Raw genomic sequence first — 17,724 nt, 5'->3', positions numbered from 1 at the left:
GGTGCTGAAAAGCTGACTTTTTGAACGATTAAGTTAAGGAAAGGAGTTTTTTTAGAACATGCTGCGTTTTGCCGGGGATCGCGGGTTTGCCAAGCGGATAAATTGGCTGCTGCGGTACCGCCCGTTTGGATATATTTTGTTCGTGCTTGCGATTCTTTTAAAGCTTAAGATTCTGCACAGTCAGCTGCACGCCCTCTATATCGACATGAACCTGCTCGACGACCTGATTGCCATCGGTTCGGTGATGCTTGTCTCGTTCTGGACCTTGTGGCTGCCGCCGCGGGGTAGATCGCTCGCTCTGGCCGTGCTGAACGTGCTGCTCACCGCGCTGATTTTTTCCGATCTCGTATATTACCGCTATTTCAGGGATTTCATTACGGTGCCCGTGCTGCTGCAGGCCGGTCAGGTCGGGGAGCTTGGCGGCAGCATCCGGTCGCTGATTTATCCGTACGACCTATGGCTGATCGCGGATTGGGGAGCTTGGCTGGCGCTTAAGCTGGGGATGACGGCGCTGAAGAAAGGATTCGAACGCGGCGGCGGACTAGGACAAGGTGAACCGATGTTCCACCAGGCAGACCGGCGGGCGGATGGCGGTGCAGGCTTCTTGCCGGAAGCCGCCCGGCGCCAAGAAGGACGGCGCCGCCTGCTGGGGCGCTTTTCCGCCGGCGTCATCGCCTTTGCGCTCGGCTTTGTCCTCACCCTGGGACCGATCCGCCATTACGCCAAAACATGGGCGGGGAGCCTGTTCGAAAACAACTGGTGGAACGTCTCGCTATACAATGTGACCGGCCTGTTGGGATTTCATTTTTACGACGCATCGAAATACGTTAAAGAGCGGCTCGCCGGAACCAGCGCGGTGTCCGCGCAGGAACGGGCGGAAATCCAGCGCTGGTTTGACGAAGCGCAAAGCCGCCGCGCGGTGCGGAACGAAACGTTCGGCGGCTTTGCGGGCAGCAACGTGCTCGTGATTCAAGCCGAAGCGTTTATGAATTTTGTGATCGGCAAACAAATCGGCGGTCAGGAAATTACGCCCAATATCAACCGGTTGATGGAAGACAGCCTTTATTATCCGAACTATTATCACCAGACCGGACAAGGGCGCACCTCGGATGCGGACTTTTCATCGCACAGCTCGCTGCATCCGCTGCCGGTCGGCTCGGTGGCCATGCGTTATCCGAACCATATGTATGATGTCCTGCCGCGGATATTGAAGGAGCGAGGGGGATATACGGCAGAGGCTTTTCACGCTTACGAAGGCAGCTTTTGGAACCGCAACAATATGTATCAGGCAATAGGCTACGAACGCTTTTTCAGCAAAAAAGACTTCACGATGGACGAACCGCTCGGCTGGTCCCTGGGCGACAAATCGTTTTTCCGCCAGTCGCTGGCCCTGATGACGCAGGAAAAGCAGCCGTTTTATAACTTTATGATCACCCTGTCCAGCCATCATCCGTATACGCTGCCGGCCGACAAGAAAGAACTGGACACCGGGGAGTTCGAGGGCACGATGTTTGGCGATTACCTGCAGTCCGTCCATTACGTGGACGCCGCCTTGGGCGAGCTGGTCGAGGGGCTTAAGCAAGCAGGGTTATGGGACAACACAATCCTGTATTTCTATGGGGACCACGACAATTCGCTTACGGATAAAGCGGATTACGAGCGGTTTCTCGGCAGGTCTCTGACCGATCTGGACATGCATCAAATCATGAACCAGGTGCCGCTGCTGATCCATTTGCCGGACGGCAAATTCACCGGCACCGATAAGCGGCCTGCCGGACAGCTGGATATGGCCCCGTCGCTGCTTCATCTGCTGGGCATTTCTTCGGCGCCATATTACATGATGGGCAACAACTTGTTCGCCGGCGCCGAAACGGACCGATTCGTCGTACTGCGCTCGGGGGCGTTTACGGACGGCAAGCTGTATTACATTCCATCGGCCGACAACCGCTTCGAAAACGGGCAGTGCTACGACTTGGAAACCCGGGATGCGGCGGAGATCGGGCGCTGCCGCGCCCCCTACGAGCAAGCTCAGACACGGCTGCGCATCTCCGACGCGATCATCACCGGCAACCTGATCGCTGATTTTAGAAAGGAAAACTAGGATGACGACGGATTGTTAAGCCTCCCTTTCTGCTGTGCGATATCATATGCAGTGTATAGCGGATGACGGTACCTGCCTTTGGTCATCGACTTCGTTTTCCGGATTTGGATGGCTTGGCGCGGACAGTGATTGATGCAGGCGAAGCAAAAATAACATTTCTTCTCTTCATTCCAATGCGGCCTGCCGTTCTTCTGCTCAATTTTTGCGGATAAGCAAACTTTCGAACACAGGCCGCACCCGATACAACGGTCGTCGGCATAAAAATTTTTGTCCGTGTGCAAATAGTTCGTTTTGCGCAAGACGGCCGACAAAGCCGGAAAAAGCAGCTTTTTTCTCCAAAACGACTTCTCCGAGTCCGGCGCGTGAACCTCATCCCTGTTCCTGATGGCCGTTTTTATCGGTTCCAGCTTGACCAGCGCTTCCGCGCACAACCTTTCTATGAGCGCCTGATCAGGCGTATCCGCGATATGGCAAAAATTGTTGGGCATATCGATAAACCAGTGCGCGTTCAGCACCTTTCCTTTTTTTCGAAGCAGACGGTCCATATCCCGAAATACATTGCAGGGAGAGCCTCCCCGGGTTGCTATAGCAAAAAGGTAGGAGGCCTCGTCCAGGTTTATTTTCTCCAAAAAATGCTTAACCGGTGCCGGCATCGTAAACGCGTGAACCGGAAAAACGAAACCTACGGCATCAGCCTTAATATGATAGTCCGTTAATTGGATGACCGGTACAACGGTGGCTTCGGGAAACGATTTATGCAACTCCTGGGTGATATAAAGGGAGTTGCCCGTTCCCGAAAAATAAAAAATCCGCATGCTCATCAAATCGCCGTATAGCCCCCATCCACCATCAGGCTGGTTCCCGTGATGAACGAGGCATCGTCACTGGCCAGAAACAGAACCGCTTTGGCCACCTCCTCAGCCGTGCCCAACCGGCCTGCGGGGTGCAAACCTATGAGATAATTTTTGACCTCCTTGCCAAAGCGGTTGATCATCGGCGTATCGACGTACCCCGGACACACGGCGTTAACGCGGATATTTCTGGCCGCATAAGCTATTGCCGCGGATTGGGTCAGCATTTTCACGCCGCCTTTAGCCGCCGCGTAAGCGGTGACTCTCGCTTTCCCTACATGGCTATGGACGGAGCCGCAGTTGACGATCGCGCCGCCATTCCCCTGGCTGAGCATCTGCTTGATGGCATATTTGTTGCAAAGAAACACACCGGTCAGGTTGATATCTATGGCAAGCTGCCAATCCTCAAGGCTTAACTCATCCGCCAAGCCATCGGCTCCGACTCCGGCGTTGGCGAACAAAATATCCAGCTTGCCGTAGCGTTCCACGGTTTTCTCCACCATCCGCACGACCTCGCCTTCTTGGGTCACGTCCGTTTTTATAAAACTTGCCACGAGTCCGCTTCTTGTTAATTCATCCGCCAGTACCTGCCCTTCCTCGGATAAATCGGCGATTGCCACCTTAGCTCCTTCCTCCGCGAACAAGCGGGCAGTCGCGGCTCCGATCCCGCCGGCTCCTCCGGTGACAATAACGGCCTTTTGCTGAAATCTCATAAAATCAATCCTCCATTTTAATCTAACTAGTTATTTATATTTAAGGCAAAAAGATCGCCAAGCCCTCTAAACTACAGGACACTTGGCTCCATTACACCGTAAATAACGAATTTTGCGATCTGTTCTCTAAACTGTTCCTGCGTCATCGGCGGCATACGATCATCCGGAAAAATCTCGCTGTATCTTCGGAACGATTGCAGGAACGGAATTACCGTATTCATCAGAATCATCGGCACCATCACCGGTTCCATATCCCGCCGGATCATTCCATTCTCCTTGGCCGCCAAAGCCAATTCATACAACCGGGAAAAATCGTCCGGATTGTAGGCGATTTTCTTCCATGTCTTCCAATCCTCAGCCGCTTCCCAGGCGAATATTTTCAAATAACGGGGGTTTTCCATCAATAGCTGATAGGAAAAATCCACCACTTGTTCAAGCAGCTGCCGGAACTTGTTCGGGTCGGAAGCGGTTGTCTCATCCTTAAGCAGGTCCCCGGCCTGCTCCTCCAGCATCTTATTGCCGAACAGGTCGGCCCGCTTGACCACTTCGGTATAAAGTCCCAGCTTATCTTTAAAATACTGATAAATAAGACTTTTATTATAGCCTGCCGCATCGGCGATCGCATCGATTCGCGTTGCGGAGTAGCCATGTTCCGCAAACAGTCCTTCCGCCGCGTCAAGAATGATCGCTTTAGTGCGGGCGGCATCGTAAGTCCTCTTCTTTTTGTCGGTCATCATCATCTTCTCCACTAAAATAAACTAACCGTTTAGATTTTAATGTGAAATCAGGAACGTGTCAAGCAATAACCGCTGCGGGCTCTTAACACGCTTCCGGCGGACATGGTATAGTTAGTAGCACGGAAATCATAGAGCCGATTGTGGAAGGAGATGCCAGTGACTATGTACAACAAACTAACAGCCTATTGCTTATCGAAAAAAGGAGCCGTCCAGGAATATCCCTTTGGTCCGGACCCGATGGTCATGAAGGTGGGGGGGAAAATATTCGCCCTGATTTCCGCCTCGGAAAACGAGTCCGCCGTACGGATTTCCTTAAAATGCGATCCGGTGATCGCCGCCAATCTAAGGGAGCAGCATGCTTGCGTACAGCCTGGTTATCATTTGAACAAGCAGCACTGGAACACGGTGACCGCCGATGGCAGCTTGCCGATGGACGATCTGCAAGCGATGATCGATCATTCCTATGATCTGGTGCTAAACGGATTAACGAAGGCGGCTCGCGAGGCGGTCCTGATGAGAATAGAAGGGGACCGCGCCGGCGATATTTGAACCTGCGGAACAAATGAAAGAGGCCGGGCGGCTGCCCGGCTAACGTTGTAACTGCTCCCGCAAAAAAGCGTAGACCTTCAAACGGTGCTCGTCGGGACCTTCCTCATGGCCCATAAACGGATAGAGAAGCAGTTCCTTCCCCGGCGCGGGATTGCGGTTGTATGCCGCGGCGATCGTCTCCGGCCAGCAGATCATGTCCTTGAAGCCCGCCGAATACAGCACGGGGATATTGATTTTTTCGGCCAGGTTCAGATTATCGAAATAGCTTAGCGTTGTCAGCACCCGCTCCAGTTCTCCCGGATTTCTGGCCAGAAACTCGGCGATTTCCGCTACCGAACCGGTCGAATTCATCAAGGCGAACTCCAGATGGCACAGATTGGGGACATTGGCCACGGCCGCGCGCGGAACGTCGCTTAACGCCGCCATCTGCAGGGCCAGGCCGCCCCCTTGGCTCGATCCGTACACCCCGATCCGCTGCGGATCGATCTCCGGCTGCGCTTTGACCCACTGCAGCGCCTTCCAAGCGTCGATCGTCATCGCTTTGGCGTAAAATTGCTCCGGCTCCAAGATGCCCTGGGTCATCCACCCTTTCACGATGCCTTGGCCGGAGGTCAGCCGGTTCCCCGTCTCCCCGGTTTGCCCCCGCGTATCGACGGCAAAAACGGCGTATCCCATCAGCAGCCAGGCGGCGTAATTTTCCGGAAGCCCCCGATGGCACTGGTAGCCTTGATAGATCACGAGGCACGGATGCTTTTTCCCTTCCCCGCTCCCGTTCGGCACCAAAAACCAGCCGTGCAGCGGCGTATCGTCGAACCCTTCAAACGTCACATGATCGGCCGTTATCCCCTGCATCATCGTTTCCGTACGCTCCCGGCGGCCGTTCAATGGTTTGGACGCAAACCGTTCCAGCGTCCGGCTCCAGAACTCCTCAAAATCCGCTCTCGCCGTACGTTTGGCCTGGTATCCCGCCACTTCCGCAATGCGTTCCTGAATCGCTCCCATGTCATTCTCCTTGTTTTTTCATATATTACTGAAAACACGCTTGAGTCCATTCTATCCTTCCGTCCGGAATACATCAAACCGCTTATTCTAGGATAAGTTAGCCGGGTCACCCAGCAGCAAGTCAGAAGCTAGGAGAAATAGCGGTAATTTTGGGCGTTATTTCGGTGATGGGACTACTCTATTATAATATAACGACATTTTATGGCGTTATTTCTCAGTGCAAGTGTAACCACCATTTACAACCCTTCGCTGGGAAAATAAGGACAAAAAAGTCCGCTATCGCGGCAAAATTCGTTGGAGCGCCATGAATAGCGGACTTTTTTACCGTTAAAATTGGGCTCAATCTCAAAATCGGCGCTTGTTTATACATAGATTTGCGATGCATACTAATTCTATGTATAATGGTTGGTATGAATTGGGAAGGGGGCGCCAAAGTTGAAAGTAAATAAAGAACTGCTTAAAGGAAGCACAGGCATGCTGATCCTGACGCTGCTGGACAAGCAGGACTTATATGGCTACCAGTTGATCAAAGAGCTGGAGCGTATGTCGGAAGGCACATTTGCCTTGAAGGAGGGCACGCTTTACCCGATTCTCCACAGCATGGAGACGGAGCGCTGGCTGGAGTCCTATTGGGAAGAAGCCGAGGGGCGTAAACGCAAGTATTACCGGATCACGGATAGCGGCAGACGGCAGCTTCAGGAAAAGAAACGGGAATGGCAGCTGTTCCGTGGTGCCGTGGACCGGGTGCTAGGGGAGGGACCGGCATGAGAAATTTGCATCCGCTTTTGCAAGAGTACACGAAACAGGTAAGCAGGCAAGTAAAGGCGCGAGAGCTGCGCCAAGAAATAAGCGAGGAGATAGCCGGCCATTTGGACGAGCTGTCGGAATCCCTGCGCGCCCAAGGCTTGGACGACGAGACGGCCGCCCGGCAGGCCATCGCCCAGATGGGAGATACGGATGCGGTCGCGCGGGGGTTAAACCGTGTGCACAAACCGCGCGTTCCATGGGCCATGCTGTCCGTCTTGACGCTGCTGCTGGGGATTGCGCTGCTGGCTATGTATGCCGTGCAGCTTAGTTATGCTGCCGGTAGCGGAAGGATGTCGAACTATGATCTGCTTGTCAGACAAGCTTTTTATATGGCGGTAGGATTGACGGTTTTGTTCGTGTTAAGCCGGATTCATTATCGAGGTCTCCGCAGTTATTCGTGGGCGATTTACGGAACAGCGATCGTGATTTTGCTGGGGGCCCATTTACTGGGCCAACAGGTTAACGGTGCAAGTTTTTGGGTTATCGGGGCGCTTGGGCTGAGTTTGAATTTCAATGTTTTCTGCCCCTATCTTTTTACCATCGCGGCGGCAGGCGTTTTTTCCCGGGGATATGAAAACGGCCGGACCGCTTTACGGCAGATCGTTGTTTTCGGCATCATCCCGCTGCTGCTGTTTGCATCGATCCCGTCCATCGCGAACCTGATGCTTTACGCCGTTACCTTCGCCTTGATGTTGTTTTTTTCCGGGTATGGACGGCGCTGGGTGATGGCGTACCTTTCCCTGGTCACGGCGATTTTTCTTTTGCCGGCGCTGCTTAGCGGGTATGGCCAGAATCGGCTAATCGGCTTTTTATGGCGCTATCGGGACCCCGATGGTTACGGATACACTTATACGAAAATCGATGAGGCTATTCGTTCGGCCGGATGGCGGGGACATGGCTTCGGTTTGCAAATGGACTGGTTGCCCTCCATTCATTCGGATACCATATTTACATATCTTGTTTACAGTTTAGGTTGGTTGTTCGGGGCCCTCGTTTTGCTCAGCGTCCTGTTTTTCATTTTCCATTTGATGAAGGCAGGTTTGGCCATAAAAGAATCCTACGGAAAAATGCTCATTACCGGTCTCGGAGCCTTATTCGCCGTTCAATTCGTCTGGAGCATCGGGATGTCGCTCGGGATTTTGCCGATCTCCGACGTATTATTTCCTCTGTTAAGCTACGGAGGAAGCGGGCTGCTCGCGCAATTGGCGGCCATCGGACTCATCTACAGCGTATACCGGCGGAAGGATATAATTCGAAACGCTCGCGCTTGAGGTCCGCGCGCAGCTCCCAGCGCGTGGTGTTGCGCTCGGTGCTACAATTTGAGGTAATGTAACGATATGAGGACAATGGCGACAATTGAAGAATGATGCGACATTCCATGAAATGCAAAAGTGCAGGCGATTGAGGCCAATACTCCCCTGATAAGACCTGTCAAATGCAAAAGTGCATCTATTTAGGGGCTGTTTGATAAAAAAGAGTGTTTTGACTAAAAATGAACTGCATTTTTGCAGTTGAACCACCCGTTTCGAGGAATTTCGACGAAAATCGCATGCACTTTTGCACTTGGCGTAGTTAGTGCACTTGGCACACTTGGCGCACTTAGCGCACTTGTAGCACTTAGCGCACTTAGCGCACTTGGCGCACCTGGCGCACCTGGCGCACTTAGCGCACTTGTAGCACTTAGCGCACTTAGCGCACTTGGCGCACTTGGCGCACCTGGCGCACCTGGCGCACTTAGCGCACTTGGCACACTTAGCGCACTTGGCACACTTAGCGCGCTTGGCGCACTTGGCGCACTTGGCACACTTGGCGCACTTAGCGCACTTGGCGCACTTGGCGCACTTAGCGCACTTGGTACACTTGGCACACTTGGCGCACTTAGCGCACTTGGCGCACTTGGCGCACTTAGCGCACTTGGTACACTTGGCGTACTTGGCACACTTGGCGCACTTAGCGCACTTAGCGCACTTAGCCCACTTAGCGCACTTAGCGCACTTAGCCCACTTAGCGCACTTAGCGCACTTGGCGCACTTAGCCCACTTAGCCCACTTAGCCCACTTAGCCCACTTAGCGCAGATGACCCAGCTGGCGCGGTTGAGCCAGCCCTAAAAAACCGCCGGAGCCTAATCCCCGGCGGTAATCCCTTGGCCGTGTCTCTCGGCCCAATTTCCAGGCAGCCCTAACCGGCTGCCTGTTATAGTTTCGGTTTTTTCACGAACGGTGCGGCTTTAGCCAGCACTTCCTCTTCCGTTGACGCACTGATGTACCGGCCGTTGATATATACGAACGCCCTTTTGCCGCAAGGGCCGCAATACGATTTGCAGCCGACCTTGATCTCGGCGTCCGGCGCGAGCTTCTGCAGTTTCGGTACAAACGTCTTCATGCGGATATGATTGCATTTATCGCAAATCCGAATATCGTTAGCCATGCTGTTTCCCTTCTTTTTTGTCTACTCTGCTAATATCCAATAGTTGATTATAGCACTAAACCCGCTGATTATCCATTCCACCGGCCTCTGATTCCGTATTCGCCGATTTTTCTGTAGATGGTGGACTTGCCGATATTCAAAAGTTTCGCCGCGGACACCGCATTGCCGCCACAGGCTTGCAACGCCTGCACAATGTCCTCCCTTTCCCTGTCCCGCAGGCTTTTCATTCCGTGCTGCGGGAGCGCTGCGCCGCCGTCATGCCGGCTTATCCGCATGCCCTCCGGCAAATGGGATTCGTCGATGATCTCTGCTTCGCTTACATAATACGCCCTTTTGACGATATTTTGCAGCTCCCGCACGTTTCCTTTCCACTCCTGCCGCTGCAGCGCCCCCAGGAAGGAAGCGCTGAACTTCTTCGGCGGCCCCGGGTTCTCCCGGTTGCATGCGTGCAAAAACATCTTGGCCAGCTCCGCTGTATCCTCCTGCCGTTCCCGCAAGGGCAACAGTTTTATGTTGATCACATTCAAGCGATAATACAAATCGCTCCGGTATGAATTGAGCGCCACCTCTTCCTCCAAGTCCCTGTTCGTCGCGGCGATGACCCTGACGTCCAGCGTCCGCTCATGCCGTCCCCCGATTCTCCTGACCTTGTGATTATCCAGCACCCGAAGCAGCTTGGCTTGGATTTCCAATGACAGCTCGCCGACTTCGTCCAAAAAGAGCGTCCCTCCGTGTGCGAGTTCGAATTTTCCCGGACTGCCTTCGCGCAACGCGCCTGTAAAAGAGCCCTTCTCGTAGCCGAACAGCTCGCTTTCTACCAGTTCTTTGGGGAGTGCGGCGCAATTGATCGCGATAAACGGTCCGTTTGCCCGGCTGCTGGCCTGATGGATCGATTGCGCGAACAACTCCTTGCCGGTTCCGCTTTCTCCTTCAATCAGGACGGTGCAGTCCGTTCTGGCGATTTTTTTGGCAAAAGCAATCGTTTCAAGCATCGCCGGATGGCGCGTTACAATATCTTCAAAGCTGTAGTTGGCTTTAAAACCGGCAATTTGATTGACCGCCTTGCGCACCTGTCCCGCTTCCCTGATCAAAATGGCAGCGCCCAGGACCCGGTTATTAAATTCGTAAGGAAAAATGTTGACCATGCAGTCAACCCGCTGATCTCCGGCCTTGATGGTGCAGTCCGCGTAACTCAGATGCTGTTTTCCGCGAAAAACCACGTTCTCGATATCCCGCGCGTTCAGCATTTCCCTCACGTTCAGCCGATAGATCTCGTTCGCGTCCAGCCTGAAGATCGAGGCAAGCCGGCTGTTGATTCGCTGAATGCGGTATTCCGTATCGATCAGGAGCAGCCCATCCATCATTGAATTAAACACGGTATCCATCAGTCCGTTCGTCTCCATCACATTGAGCTGCTCCTGGATGCTGATCACGGCGGAGACCACGATCCCGAACGTATGAATGTGAACGTCCTCCACTTTTCCCGACAAATCGAGACAGCCGATGATATTTCCCCTGCTGTCGCGGATCGGTGCGGCCGAACAGGTCCACGGATGATGGGAAGTGCAGTAATGCTCTCCCCCGAGCACCTGGATCGGGCGGCCCGTCGCCAGCGCCGTTCCGACCGCGTTGGTGCCCACGCTTCGCTCATCCCAGCGGGCTCCTTGAAAAAAATTCACTTTCGCGCATTCCGGCTCGATCGTCTCATGATGCACCGTCTCCAAAATAACTCCGTCTTGGTCGGTTAAGACAATGCCGTATACCGTGCTTTTAATAATTTGAAAAATGCTGTTCATTACCGGCCTGGCCACGGCGATTAATTGCTTCCGGTCGTTTAAGCGAACGGAAAGTTCTGCGGAAGAGACTTGCTCTCCTCTGCCGTGCAAAGGATCGACGCCGGCCTCGCGGCAGCGAATCCACGATTCGGCAATCTCCGTCCTTGTATCCGCCGTTATGGTACCATATTTCGTGAACTGCTCCCAATTTTCGATCGACTTTTCATAGCTGATCAGCAAACGACAATCACTCCTCGCGTCCGGTTTGTTTCTTTTAGATCAGGCGCTGCTTTCGATCGGCCGCGCTGGCGATATTCATGCTCTCCCGGTATTTGGCCACGGTTCTGCGGGATATGCGAATCCCCTCGCTAAGCAGCAATTCGGCGATTTCACGGTCGCTCCAGGTTTTGTTCTTATTTTCACGATCGATAATATCACGAATCATCCGCTTCGCAGCATCCCCGCCCAACCGCAAAGATGCGCTCCGGTTCAGCGAAGGCGCGAAAAGCCGCTTCAGTTCATAAGTTCCCCAATCGCAGCGGACATACTTATGTTTGGTCGCCCGGCTTACCGTAGATTCGTGCAGGCCCAGCCGGCCGGCAATATCCTTCAGCACCATCGGCGCCATATGCTTCGGCCCTTTTCGAAAAAAGGCTTCCTGCCACTCCACTATCGCTTCCGTTACGCGAAACAAGGTCCGCCGGCGAGCCGCGATGCAGCTCATGGTCCATCTTGCCTGCTCTAGTTTTCGCGCCATATACTGCCGGGTACCGTCGTCGAGATTTTGCTCCAGCAAATTCCGGTACGAAGGCTGAATCGCTATTTCGGGGCAAACGGCGTCGTTCAGCTTGATGTCGAAGCCCCCGTCCTTAGCGGCAACCAGGACGTCAGGCACAATATATACGGTTTTTTGCCCGCTTTCGAAACCGCCGCCGGGACGGGGGTTCAACGAACGAAGCACCCGGTACGCTTCAACAATCGCGCGCTTGGGAACGCCCAATCGTTTGGAAATCGCGTCAAAGCGTTGTTTGCAGAGCTGTTCGAAGTGCCGCTCAATGAGTTCTTTCAGCAGCGGTGTCATCTCCTCTCTATGCTCCAGTTGCAGCAAAAGACACTCCTGTAAATCCGCCGCGCCGACGCCGGCCGGCTCCAAAGACTGCACGAGGCGAAGAGCGCGGAGCACGCTATCCGTATCCGTGCCCAACGCTTTCGCCGCCTCCTCCGGAGCAATCTCAAGGTAACCGTTCCCGTCCAGGCAGCCGATCAAGTAGCGGGCTGTCCGATATTCCCGTTTGGATAGGGTCAGCAGATTCAACTGGCCCATCAAAACATCGTGCAGGCTTTCTTCGCCGGGAGCGGCCATTGCTTCTACATCCGGAAAATGCATGCCGGTATCGTTCCTGTTCCTGCGGCTTAGACGATCCGCGAATGTGGTCACCTCGATAAGCGGATTCTCGGCGGCGAGCCGCAAGGCGTATTCCTCAAGCTCCTGTGAACCCATCTGCAAAATTTGCACCGCTTGCCTCATTTGCGGGGAAAGCGACGTTGTCTGTTTCATTTCCATAGCAATTTTCATACGCTCACCTGATTGTAAAAATATTATTGAATGCGCTTACAAATTCGCTTACTCTTATTATAATTCGTTTGTATCGGCAAGAAGCCTGAATAAGATGAATAAAATATGAAACATTCATCTTACCCAGGCGATTTAGTGGAGCTGCCGGGTCCGCCGGCTTCGATTGTTTTTTATCCGTACAGGTGAATCGCCCGGTGATGGGCTGCGTGAGCCGCTTCCGGAAGCGACTCGGCCACGGTGGGATGAGCGTGGATTGTCGTGACGATTTCGTCCAGCGTCGCTTCCAGCCGGATGGCCAGCGCACCTTCCGCGATCAAATCCGTTGCCCTGGGGCCGGCGATATGAAGCCCGAGGATTTCATCCGTAGCGGCGTCGGCGACAACCTTGATTAGCCCGTTCGTTTCGCCCATAATCATCGATTTCGCGTTGACCTGCAGCGGAAATACCCCCGTTCTCACTTCATACCCCCGCTCCCTGGCCGATTTCTCCGTCATCCCTACCGAGGCCAGCTCCGGTCTCGTGTAGACGCAATACGGGATCGTGCGGAAATCGATGTCCGCAGGCGCGCCCATGATCGCTTCTGCGGCAATCATCCCCTCGGCGGAGGCGACATGCGCGAGCATGACTCCACCGGTGCAATCGCCGATCGCATAGATGTGCGCAAGGTTCGTCTGCATGCGCCGGTTAACCTTGATTCCGTTTCTGTCCGCATCGACTCCGATGCGCTCCAGCCCCAAGCCGTCGGTAACCGGTCTCCGCCCGGTCGAAATCAGCACTTTGTCGGCCTCAATCGTGCGGCTTCCGGCGGACGACGCCGTACTTACGATCAATCCTCCGCCCGTTTTCTCGATGCTCTCCACTCTTGTCTCTGTATGGATTTGTATTCCCTCTTTGGCAAACTGCTTCTTCAGGCAGCTTACCGCATCCTGATCCATGGCCGCGATCAGTTCGGGCAACATTTCGACGATCGTCACCCGGCAACCGAGGCTGCTGTATACGCTGGCGAATTCGCAGCCGATCACCCCGCCGCCAATGATGCACAGCCTGCCCGGCACTTCGGGCAGGGAAAGCGCCTCATCGCTGGTGATCACCCCGTCCAAATCCGCGCCCGGAATCGGAATTTGCGCCGGCTCGGAGCCGGTGGCGATAATCGCCCGGTCAAAATGCATCGTTTGCTTGCTTCCATCCGCCGCTGTCACCTGCAGCTCATGCTCGCCGGTAAAGGTTGCGCTGCCCATCACTTTGGCGATTTTGTGCTTTTTCAGCAGAGCGTCGATGCCCCCTGCGTTCAGTTTGATCATGTGATCCTTTCTTCTTTGAAGCTGCGGCCAATTGAACGAAATGTCCCCCGCCTCCAGCCCGAGTTCTTTTCCGTCCCGTTTGAGCTGCGCGTAAAGCTCCGCCGTGTGCAGCAGCACCTTGGTCGGGATGCAGCCGACATTCAGGCAGGTCCCTCCGAGCGCTTTTCTCTCCACCAGCGTTACGTCCGCGCCAAGCTGTGCCGCCCGGATCGCCGCTACGTAACCGCCGGGACCGCCTCCTAGCACCACGATCTTCATTTTTTCTCCCCCCGTTTATAGTAGAAGCAGTGCCGGCGTTTCGACATACTGTTTCAACTTTTGCATAAAAGCGGCCGCCACCGCGCCGTCCACCGCCCTGTGGTCGGCGGCGAGGCTCAGGTTCATCAGCGGCTTCACGGCGACTTGGCCGTTGACGGCCACCGGCGTCTCAAGGATCGCGTTAACGCCCAGAATCGCCACTTCGGGCTGATTAATGATCGGAGTAAATGATTCCATCCCGTACATCCCCAAGTTGGTAATCGTAAACGTGCCGCCCGACATATCGCTCGAAGCTAGCCCGTTATTTCTCGCTTTGCCAACCAGTGCCCGCGCTTCCTCCGCGATTTCCCGCAGGCCTTTGCGGTCGGCGTTTTTGATGACCGGTACGACCAAGCCGTCCTCCAGCCCGACGGCAACGCCGATATTGGCATAGCTTCTTAGTACCAATTCATCATTTTCTATGGAGCAGTTTAACAATGGATGTTCGATCAGCGCTTTCGCTGCGATTTTCACCAACAGATCGGTGTAAGTTACTTTGCAACTGTCTTTCAATTGTTCCCGGAGCAGCCCCAAATTCGTCGTATCCACCTTCAGATTGTAGGTAACCGCAGGCGAAATCTCCTGGCTTTCCCGCATTCGCTTGGCGATGACTTTCCGCATGGCGTTCATCGGCACGCGGCGCGTCATTTCTGCCGGCTCCGAACCGGCATCGCCCGGTTGGGCGTTTGCCTTGGCGAAGTGGGCCTGCACATCGGACTTCATAATTCTCCCGTCTTTATCGATGCCGGAGATATCCACGCCTAAAGCGGCGGCGGTCTTTACGGCGGCAGGCGATGCCTTCGCCTTCTTTTCGCCCGATGAAGCCATAAATCGCTGAACGTCCGCTGCGGTGATCCGTCCTCCCGGACCGGTTCCCGGAATACGCGTCAGATCCGCGCCAAGTTCGGCCGCCGTTTTTTTGGCGAGCGGCGAAGCTTTGATTCTGCCTTCCACCGCCGCCGCTTCGACCGCATCAGAGAGCGGGGCGTCCCCCGCCTCCGCCGCTTCCGGCCGGTTCAGCTCGCCGGTCCCGGCTTGCGGTACGCTGCCGCCGGCTTCGGCCAGCAATGCGGAAATATCCTCATCCTCCGTACCGATGATCGCGACCGGACGAAGCACTTCGACCTCGCCGTCGCGAACGAGGATTTTTCGCAGCACTCCGCTTACTTTCGCCTCGATTTCATTGGACAATTTGTCGGTCTCCACGTCGAACAGGATGTCCCCCTGCTCGATGCGGTCTCCCTCCGCTTTGCGCCAGTTGGACAGGTTTCCTTCCGTCATGGTCAGTCCCAGCTTGGGCATCACGATAATTTCGGCCATTTTCGTCCCTCCATGTTTGAGCTCGTTCTACAGGATCGCTTTGTTCAACCCCATGCTTTTGACTCCGTTGACGATGTCCGCGGCATTCGGAAGCACAACCGTTTCCAGATCGGGAGCATACGGAACCGGGGTATTCAGCGCGCCTATCCTTACCACCGGGGCATCAAGCTCATCGAACATTTCCTCGGAAATCATCGCGGAAAGCTCCCCGCCATATCCGCCCCGCTTGACTTCTTCCGTAACGACGACCGCCCGGTGGGTCTTGGCTACAGTAGCGCGGATCATATCCTTATCGAGCGGATACAGCGATCTTAAGTCGATCACCTCGGCTTCGATCCCCTCCCGCGCAAGCTGCTCCGCCGCCGTCAACGCATCGTGGACCTGCTTTCCGTAAGTGATCACCGAAAGATCGCGGCCTTCCCGTTTTACTTTGGCCACTCCGAAAGGAATCGGGGCGACATGGTCCGGCACCTCGCTCTTGCGCGCATACAACGCCTTGCTCTCCAAATAACAGACCGGGTTATCGTCTTCGATCGCGGTCAGCATCAACCCCCAGGCATCCTCCGCATTGGATGGAAACACCACTTTCAGGCCGGGGATATGGGTCACCCAGGCTTCAAGCGATTGGGAATGCTGCGCGCCCGCGTTCATCCCGCCGCCCGTCGGCAGGCGCAGGACCATCGGGACGGAGATTTTGCCGCCGAACATATATCTCATCTTGGCCGCCTGATTGACCAGACTGTCCATCCCGAACGTCAGAAAGTCCATGAACATCAGCTCGGGAACAGGGCGCAGTCCCGTCGCGGCCGCCCCGACCGACGCACCGACAATGATGCCTTCGGAGATCGGGGTGTCGCGGACCCGCTTCTCGCCGAATTCCTCCCACAGCCCTTTGGTCACGCCAAACGTGCCGCCGTACGGCCCTACATCTTCTCCCAGCAGCACGACGTTCGGGTCTTCCAGCATTTTGATGCGCAGTGCTTCCCGGATTCCTTCGCCATAAGTCATTTTTTTCATCGTACGCGCGCCTCCTCGATCAAGTCAGAGTAAATATTCTCAACCGATGTCCCGATCGCCGGCACCTGGCTGCCGGAGGCAAAATCGAGCGCCTCCTGAAGTTCGGCATCCACTTCCGAGCGGATTTTTTCCAATCCTTGCGCATCGGCTATTTTTTGGTCCAGCAGGTATCGTTCCAGCTTCGGAATCGGATCTCGCTTGAGCCACTCCTCGACCTCTTCCGCCGGTCTGTATGCGGCCGGGTCCCCTTCAAAATGGCCCCGGTGACGGTAGGTTTTAAATTCCAGCAAGCTGGGGCCCAGGCCCGATCTTGCCCTTTCAACGGCCGCTTTCACATGCTCATACACGGCGAAGACATCGTTGCCGTCTGCGGTTACGGCAGGAATGTTGTACCCCGCCGCGCGCAGCGAGATATCCTTAATCGCCTGATGCCTTTCCTGGCTAACCGAGATGCCGTAAAGATTGTTTTCGCACACGAAGATAACCGGCAGCTTCCACACGCTGGCCAGATTCAGCGCCTCATGAAATGAACCGATATTTGTGGAAGCGTCTCCAAAAAAGCAGACGCTAACCTGGTCCGTCCCTCTGTACTGCGCGCTCCAGCCCGCGCCGACCGCAATATTGTGGCCTGCCCCGACGATGCCGTTCGCCCCCAGAATGCCAAGCTCCGCATCCGCGATATGCATCGAGCCGCCTTTGCCTTTGCAGTATCCGGTTTCTCTGCCGAACAGCTCCGCCATCATTAGCTTCAGATTGCCGCCTTTGGCAACGATATGCCCATGGCCGCGATGCGTGCTCGTAATGAAATCGTCGTCTCTTAAATTTGCGCAGGCCCCTACGGCTATCGCTTCCTCGCCGATATACAAGTGCACGAATCCCGGTATCTTCCCTTCGGAAAAAAACGCCCCCGCCGTTTCTTCAAACTTGCGGATCCGCTGTATTTTTGTATACATCTCTATCACAAGTTCGTTCGGAATATTTAATGCCTTCCCGCTCAAAACAATCCCCTCCCGGTTCGCTTCGTTTGGACAATACCGCTTGTCATACCAGGCCCAGCCGTCCCCGGATTCACAGCCCCTCCTCCTTTCCCCGGCCGCGTCTTCCCCACAAGAAAAGCTTCTGTACGACGAAAATTAAAGGGAAACAAACCGCAATTTAGCGGCAGCTTTTCTTACGCGATTATTGAACGCTTCGGCTCCGCCGAAAAATGATGCATTCTAAAATCTAACAACAAGCGGTTCACCCTTATA

The 17,724-nt window shown here is 54.7% G+C and carries 15 protein-coding genes; 4 read left to right on the top strand and 11 right to left on the bottom strand.

Annotated features, from left to right (window positions below; translation table 11 throughout):
* The first annotated feature begins 58 nt into the window (after positions 1-58).
* Positions 59-2,101, top strand: a complete 2,043-nt coding sequence (locus NYE69_RS13870; protein WP_340926620.1) for an LTA synthase family protein — start codon at positions 59-61, stop codon at positions 2,099-2,101.
* Here NYE69_RS13870 and NYE69_RS13865 read toward each other — a convergent pair.
* The 3 genes from NYE69_RS13865 to NYE69_RS13855 form a co-directional block, all read right to left on the bottom strand.
* Positions 2,098-2,922, bottom strand: a complete 825-nt coding sequence (locus NYE69_RS13865; protein ID WP_328270230.1) for an EFR1 family ferrodoxin — start codon at positions 2,920-2,922, stop codon at positions 2,098-2,100. The two genes, NYE69_RS13870 and NYE69_RS13865, sit on opposite strands and share 4 nt — an antisense overlap.
* A complete protein-coding gene (locus NYE69_RS13860) occupies positions 2,922-3,665 on the bottom strand; it encodes an SDR family NAD(P)-dependent oxidoreductase (protein WP_328270231.1) in 744 nt (247 codons plus the stop codon). Before NYE69_RS13860 ends, NYE69_RS13865 begins: the two co-directional genes overlap by 1 nt.
* Before the next feature lie 71 nt (positions 3,666-3,736).
* A complete protein-coding gene (locus NYE69_RS13855; RefSeq protein ID WP_328270232.1) occupies positions 3,737-4,399 on the bottom strand; it encodes a TetR/AcrR family transcriptional regulator in 663 nt (220 codons plus the stop codon).
* 165 nt (positions 4,400-4,564) lie between these two features.
* Between NYE69_RS13855 and NYE69_RS13850 the strand changes: the two genes are divergently transcribed.
* The gene (locus tag NYE69_RS13850; RefSeq protein ID WP_036624318.1) at positions 4,565-4,951 is read left to right on the top strand and encodes an MmcQ/YjbR family DNA-binding protein; all 387 of its coding nucleotides are present in this window, start codon (positions 4,565-4,567) and stop codon (positions 4,949-4,951) included.
* Positions 4,952-4,990: 39 nt separating this feature from the next.
* Here NYE69_RS13850 and NYE69_RS13845 read toward each other — a convergent pair whose 3' ends face one another.
* A complete protein-coding gene (locus NYE69_RS13845) occupies positions 4,991-5,953 on the bottom strand; it encodes an acetylxylan esterase (protein WP_328270233.1) in 963 nt (320 codons plus the stop codon).
* A gap of 435 nt (positions 5,954-6,388) precedes the next feature.
* Between NYE69_RS13845 and NYE69_RS13840 the strand changes: the two genes are divergently transcribed.
* Both NYE69_RS13840 and NYE69_RS13835 read left to right on the top strand, forming a co-directional pair.
* On the top strand, positions 6,389-6,721 hold the full coding sequence (locus NYE69_RS13840; protein ID WP_036624320.1) for a PadR family transcriptional regulator: 333 nt from the start codon (positions 6,389-6,391) through the stop codon (positions 6,719-6,721).
* A complete protein-coding gene (locus NYE69_RS13835; protein ID WP_340926619.1) occupies positions 6,718-8,031 on the top strand; it encodes an FtsW/RodA/SpoVE family cell cycle protein in 1,314 nt (437 codons plus the stop codon). The genes NYE69_RS13840 and NYE69_RS13835 overlap by 4 nt, the downstream gene beginning before the upstream one ends.
* Before the next feature lie 923 nt (positions 8,032-8,954).
* Here the strand turns inward: NYE69_RS13835 and NYE69_RS13830 are convergent.
* From NYE69_RS13830 to NYE69_RS13800, 7 genes are all read right to left on the bottom strand, one after another.
* Complete coding sequence (locus NYE69_RS13830; RefSeq protein WP_340926618.1) at positions 8,955-9,188, bottom strand: DUF1450 domain-containing protein; 234 nt, start codon at positions 9,186-9,188, stop codon at positions 8,955-8,957.
* A gap of 68 nt (positions 9,189-9,256) precedes the next feature.
* The gene (locus NYE69_RS13825) at positions 9,257-11,203 is read right to left on the bottom strand and encodes a sigma-54-dependent Fis family transcriptional regulator (protein WP_340926616.1); all 1,947 of its coding nucleotides are present in this window, start codon (positions 11,201-11,203) and stop codon (positions 9,257-9,259) included.
* Between the two features lie 34 nt (positions 11,204-11,237).
* A complete protein-coding gene (gene rpoN, locus NYE69_RS13820) occupies positions 11,238-12,539 on the bottom strand; it encodes an RNA polymerase factor sigma-54 (protein WP_036624325.1) in 1,302 nt (433 codons plus the stop codon).
* A 170-nt stretch (positions 12,540-12,709) separates the two neighbouring features.
* Positions 12,710-14,098 (bottom strand): dihydrolipoyl dehydrogenase, encoded by a 1,389-nt coding sequence (gene lpdA, locus NYE69_RS13815; protein WP_340926615.1) that lies wholly within the window; start codon positions 14,096-14,098, stop codon positions 12,710-12,712.
* Between the two features lie 15 nt (positions 14,099-14,113).
* Positions 14,114-15,457: a 2-oxo acid dehydrogenase subunit E2 gene (locus NYE69_RS13810; protein ID WP_340926614.1), complete on the bottom strand. Its 1,344-nt coding sequence runs from the start codon at positions 15,455-15,457 to the stop codon at positions 14,114-14,116.
* 27 nt (positions 15,458-15,484) lie between these two features.
* Complete coding sequence (locus NYE69_RS13805) at positions 15,485-16,474, bottom strand: alpha-ketoacid dehydrogenase subunit beta (RefSeq protein ID WP_326044219.1); 990 nt, start codon at positions 16,472-16,474, stop codon at positions 15,485-15,487.
* On the bottom strand, positions 16,471-17,472 hold the full coding sequence (locus NYE69_RS13800) for a thiamine pyrophosphate-dependent dehydrogenase E1 component subunit alpha (protein WP_340926613.1): 1,002 nt from the start codon (positions 17,470-17,472) through the stop codon (positions 16,471-16,473). The genes NYE69_RS13805 and NYE69_RS13800 overlap by 4 nt, the downstream gene beginning before the upstream one ends.
* Positions 17,473-17,724: the final 252 nt, after the last annotated feature.

The sequence above is a fragment of the Paenibacillus sp. FSL R5-0527 genome (assembly GCF_038008055.1).
Lineage (GTDB): Bacteria > Bacillota > Bacilli > Paenibacillales > Paenibacillaceae > Fontibacillus > Fontibacillus macerans.
The sequence above is the reverse complement of the archived record's forward strand: the minus strand, read 5'-3'. Positions and strand labels throughout refer to the sequence as shown.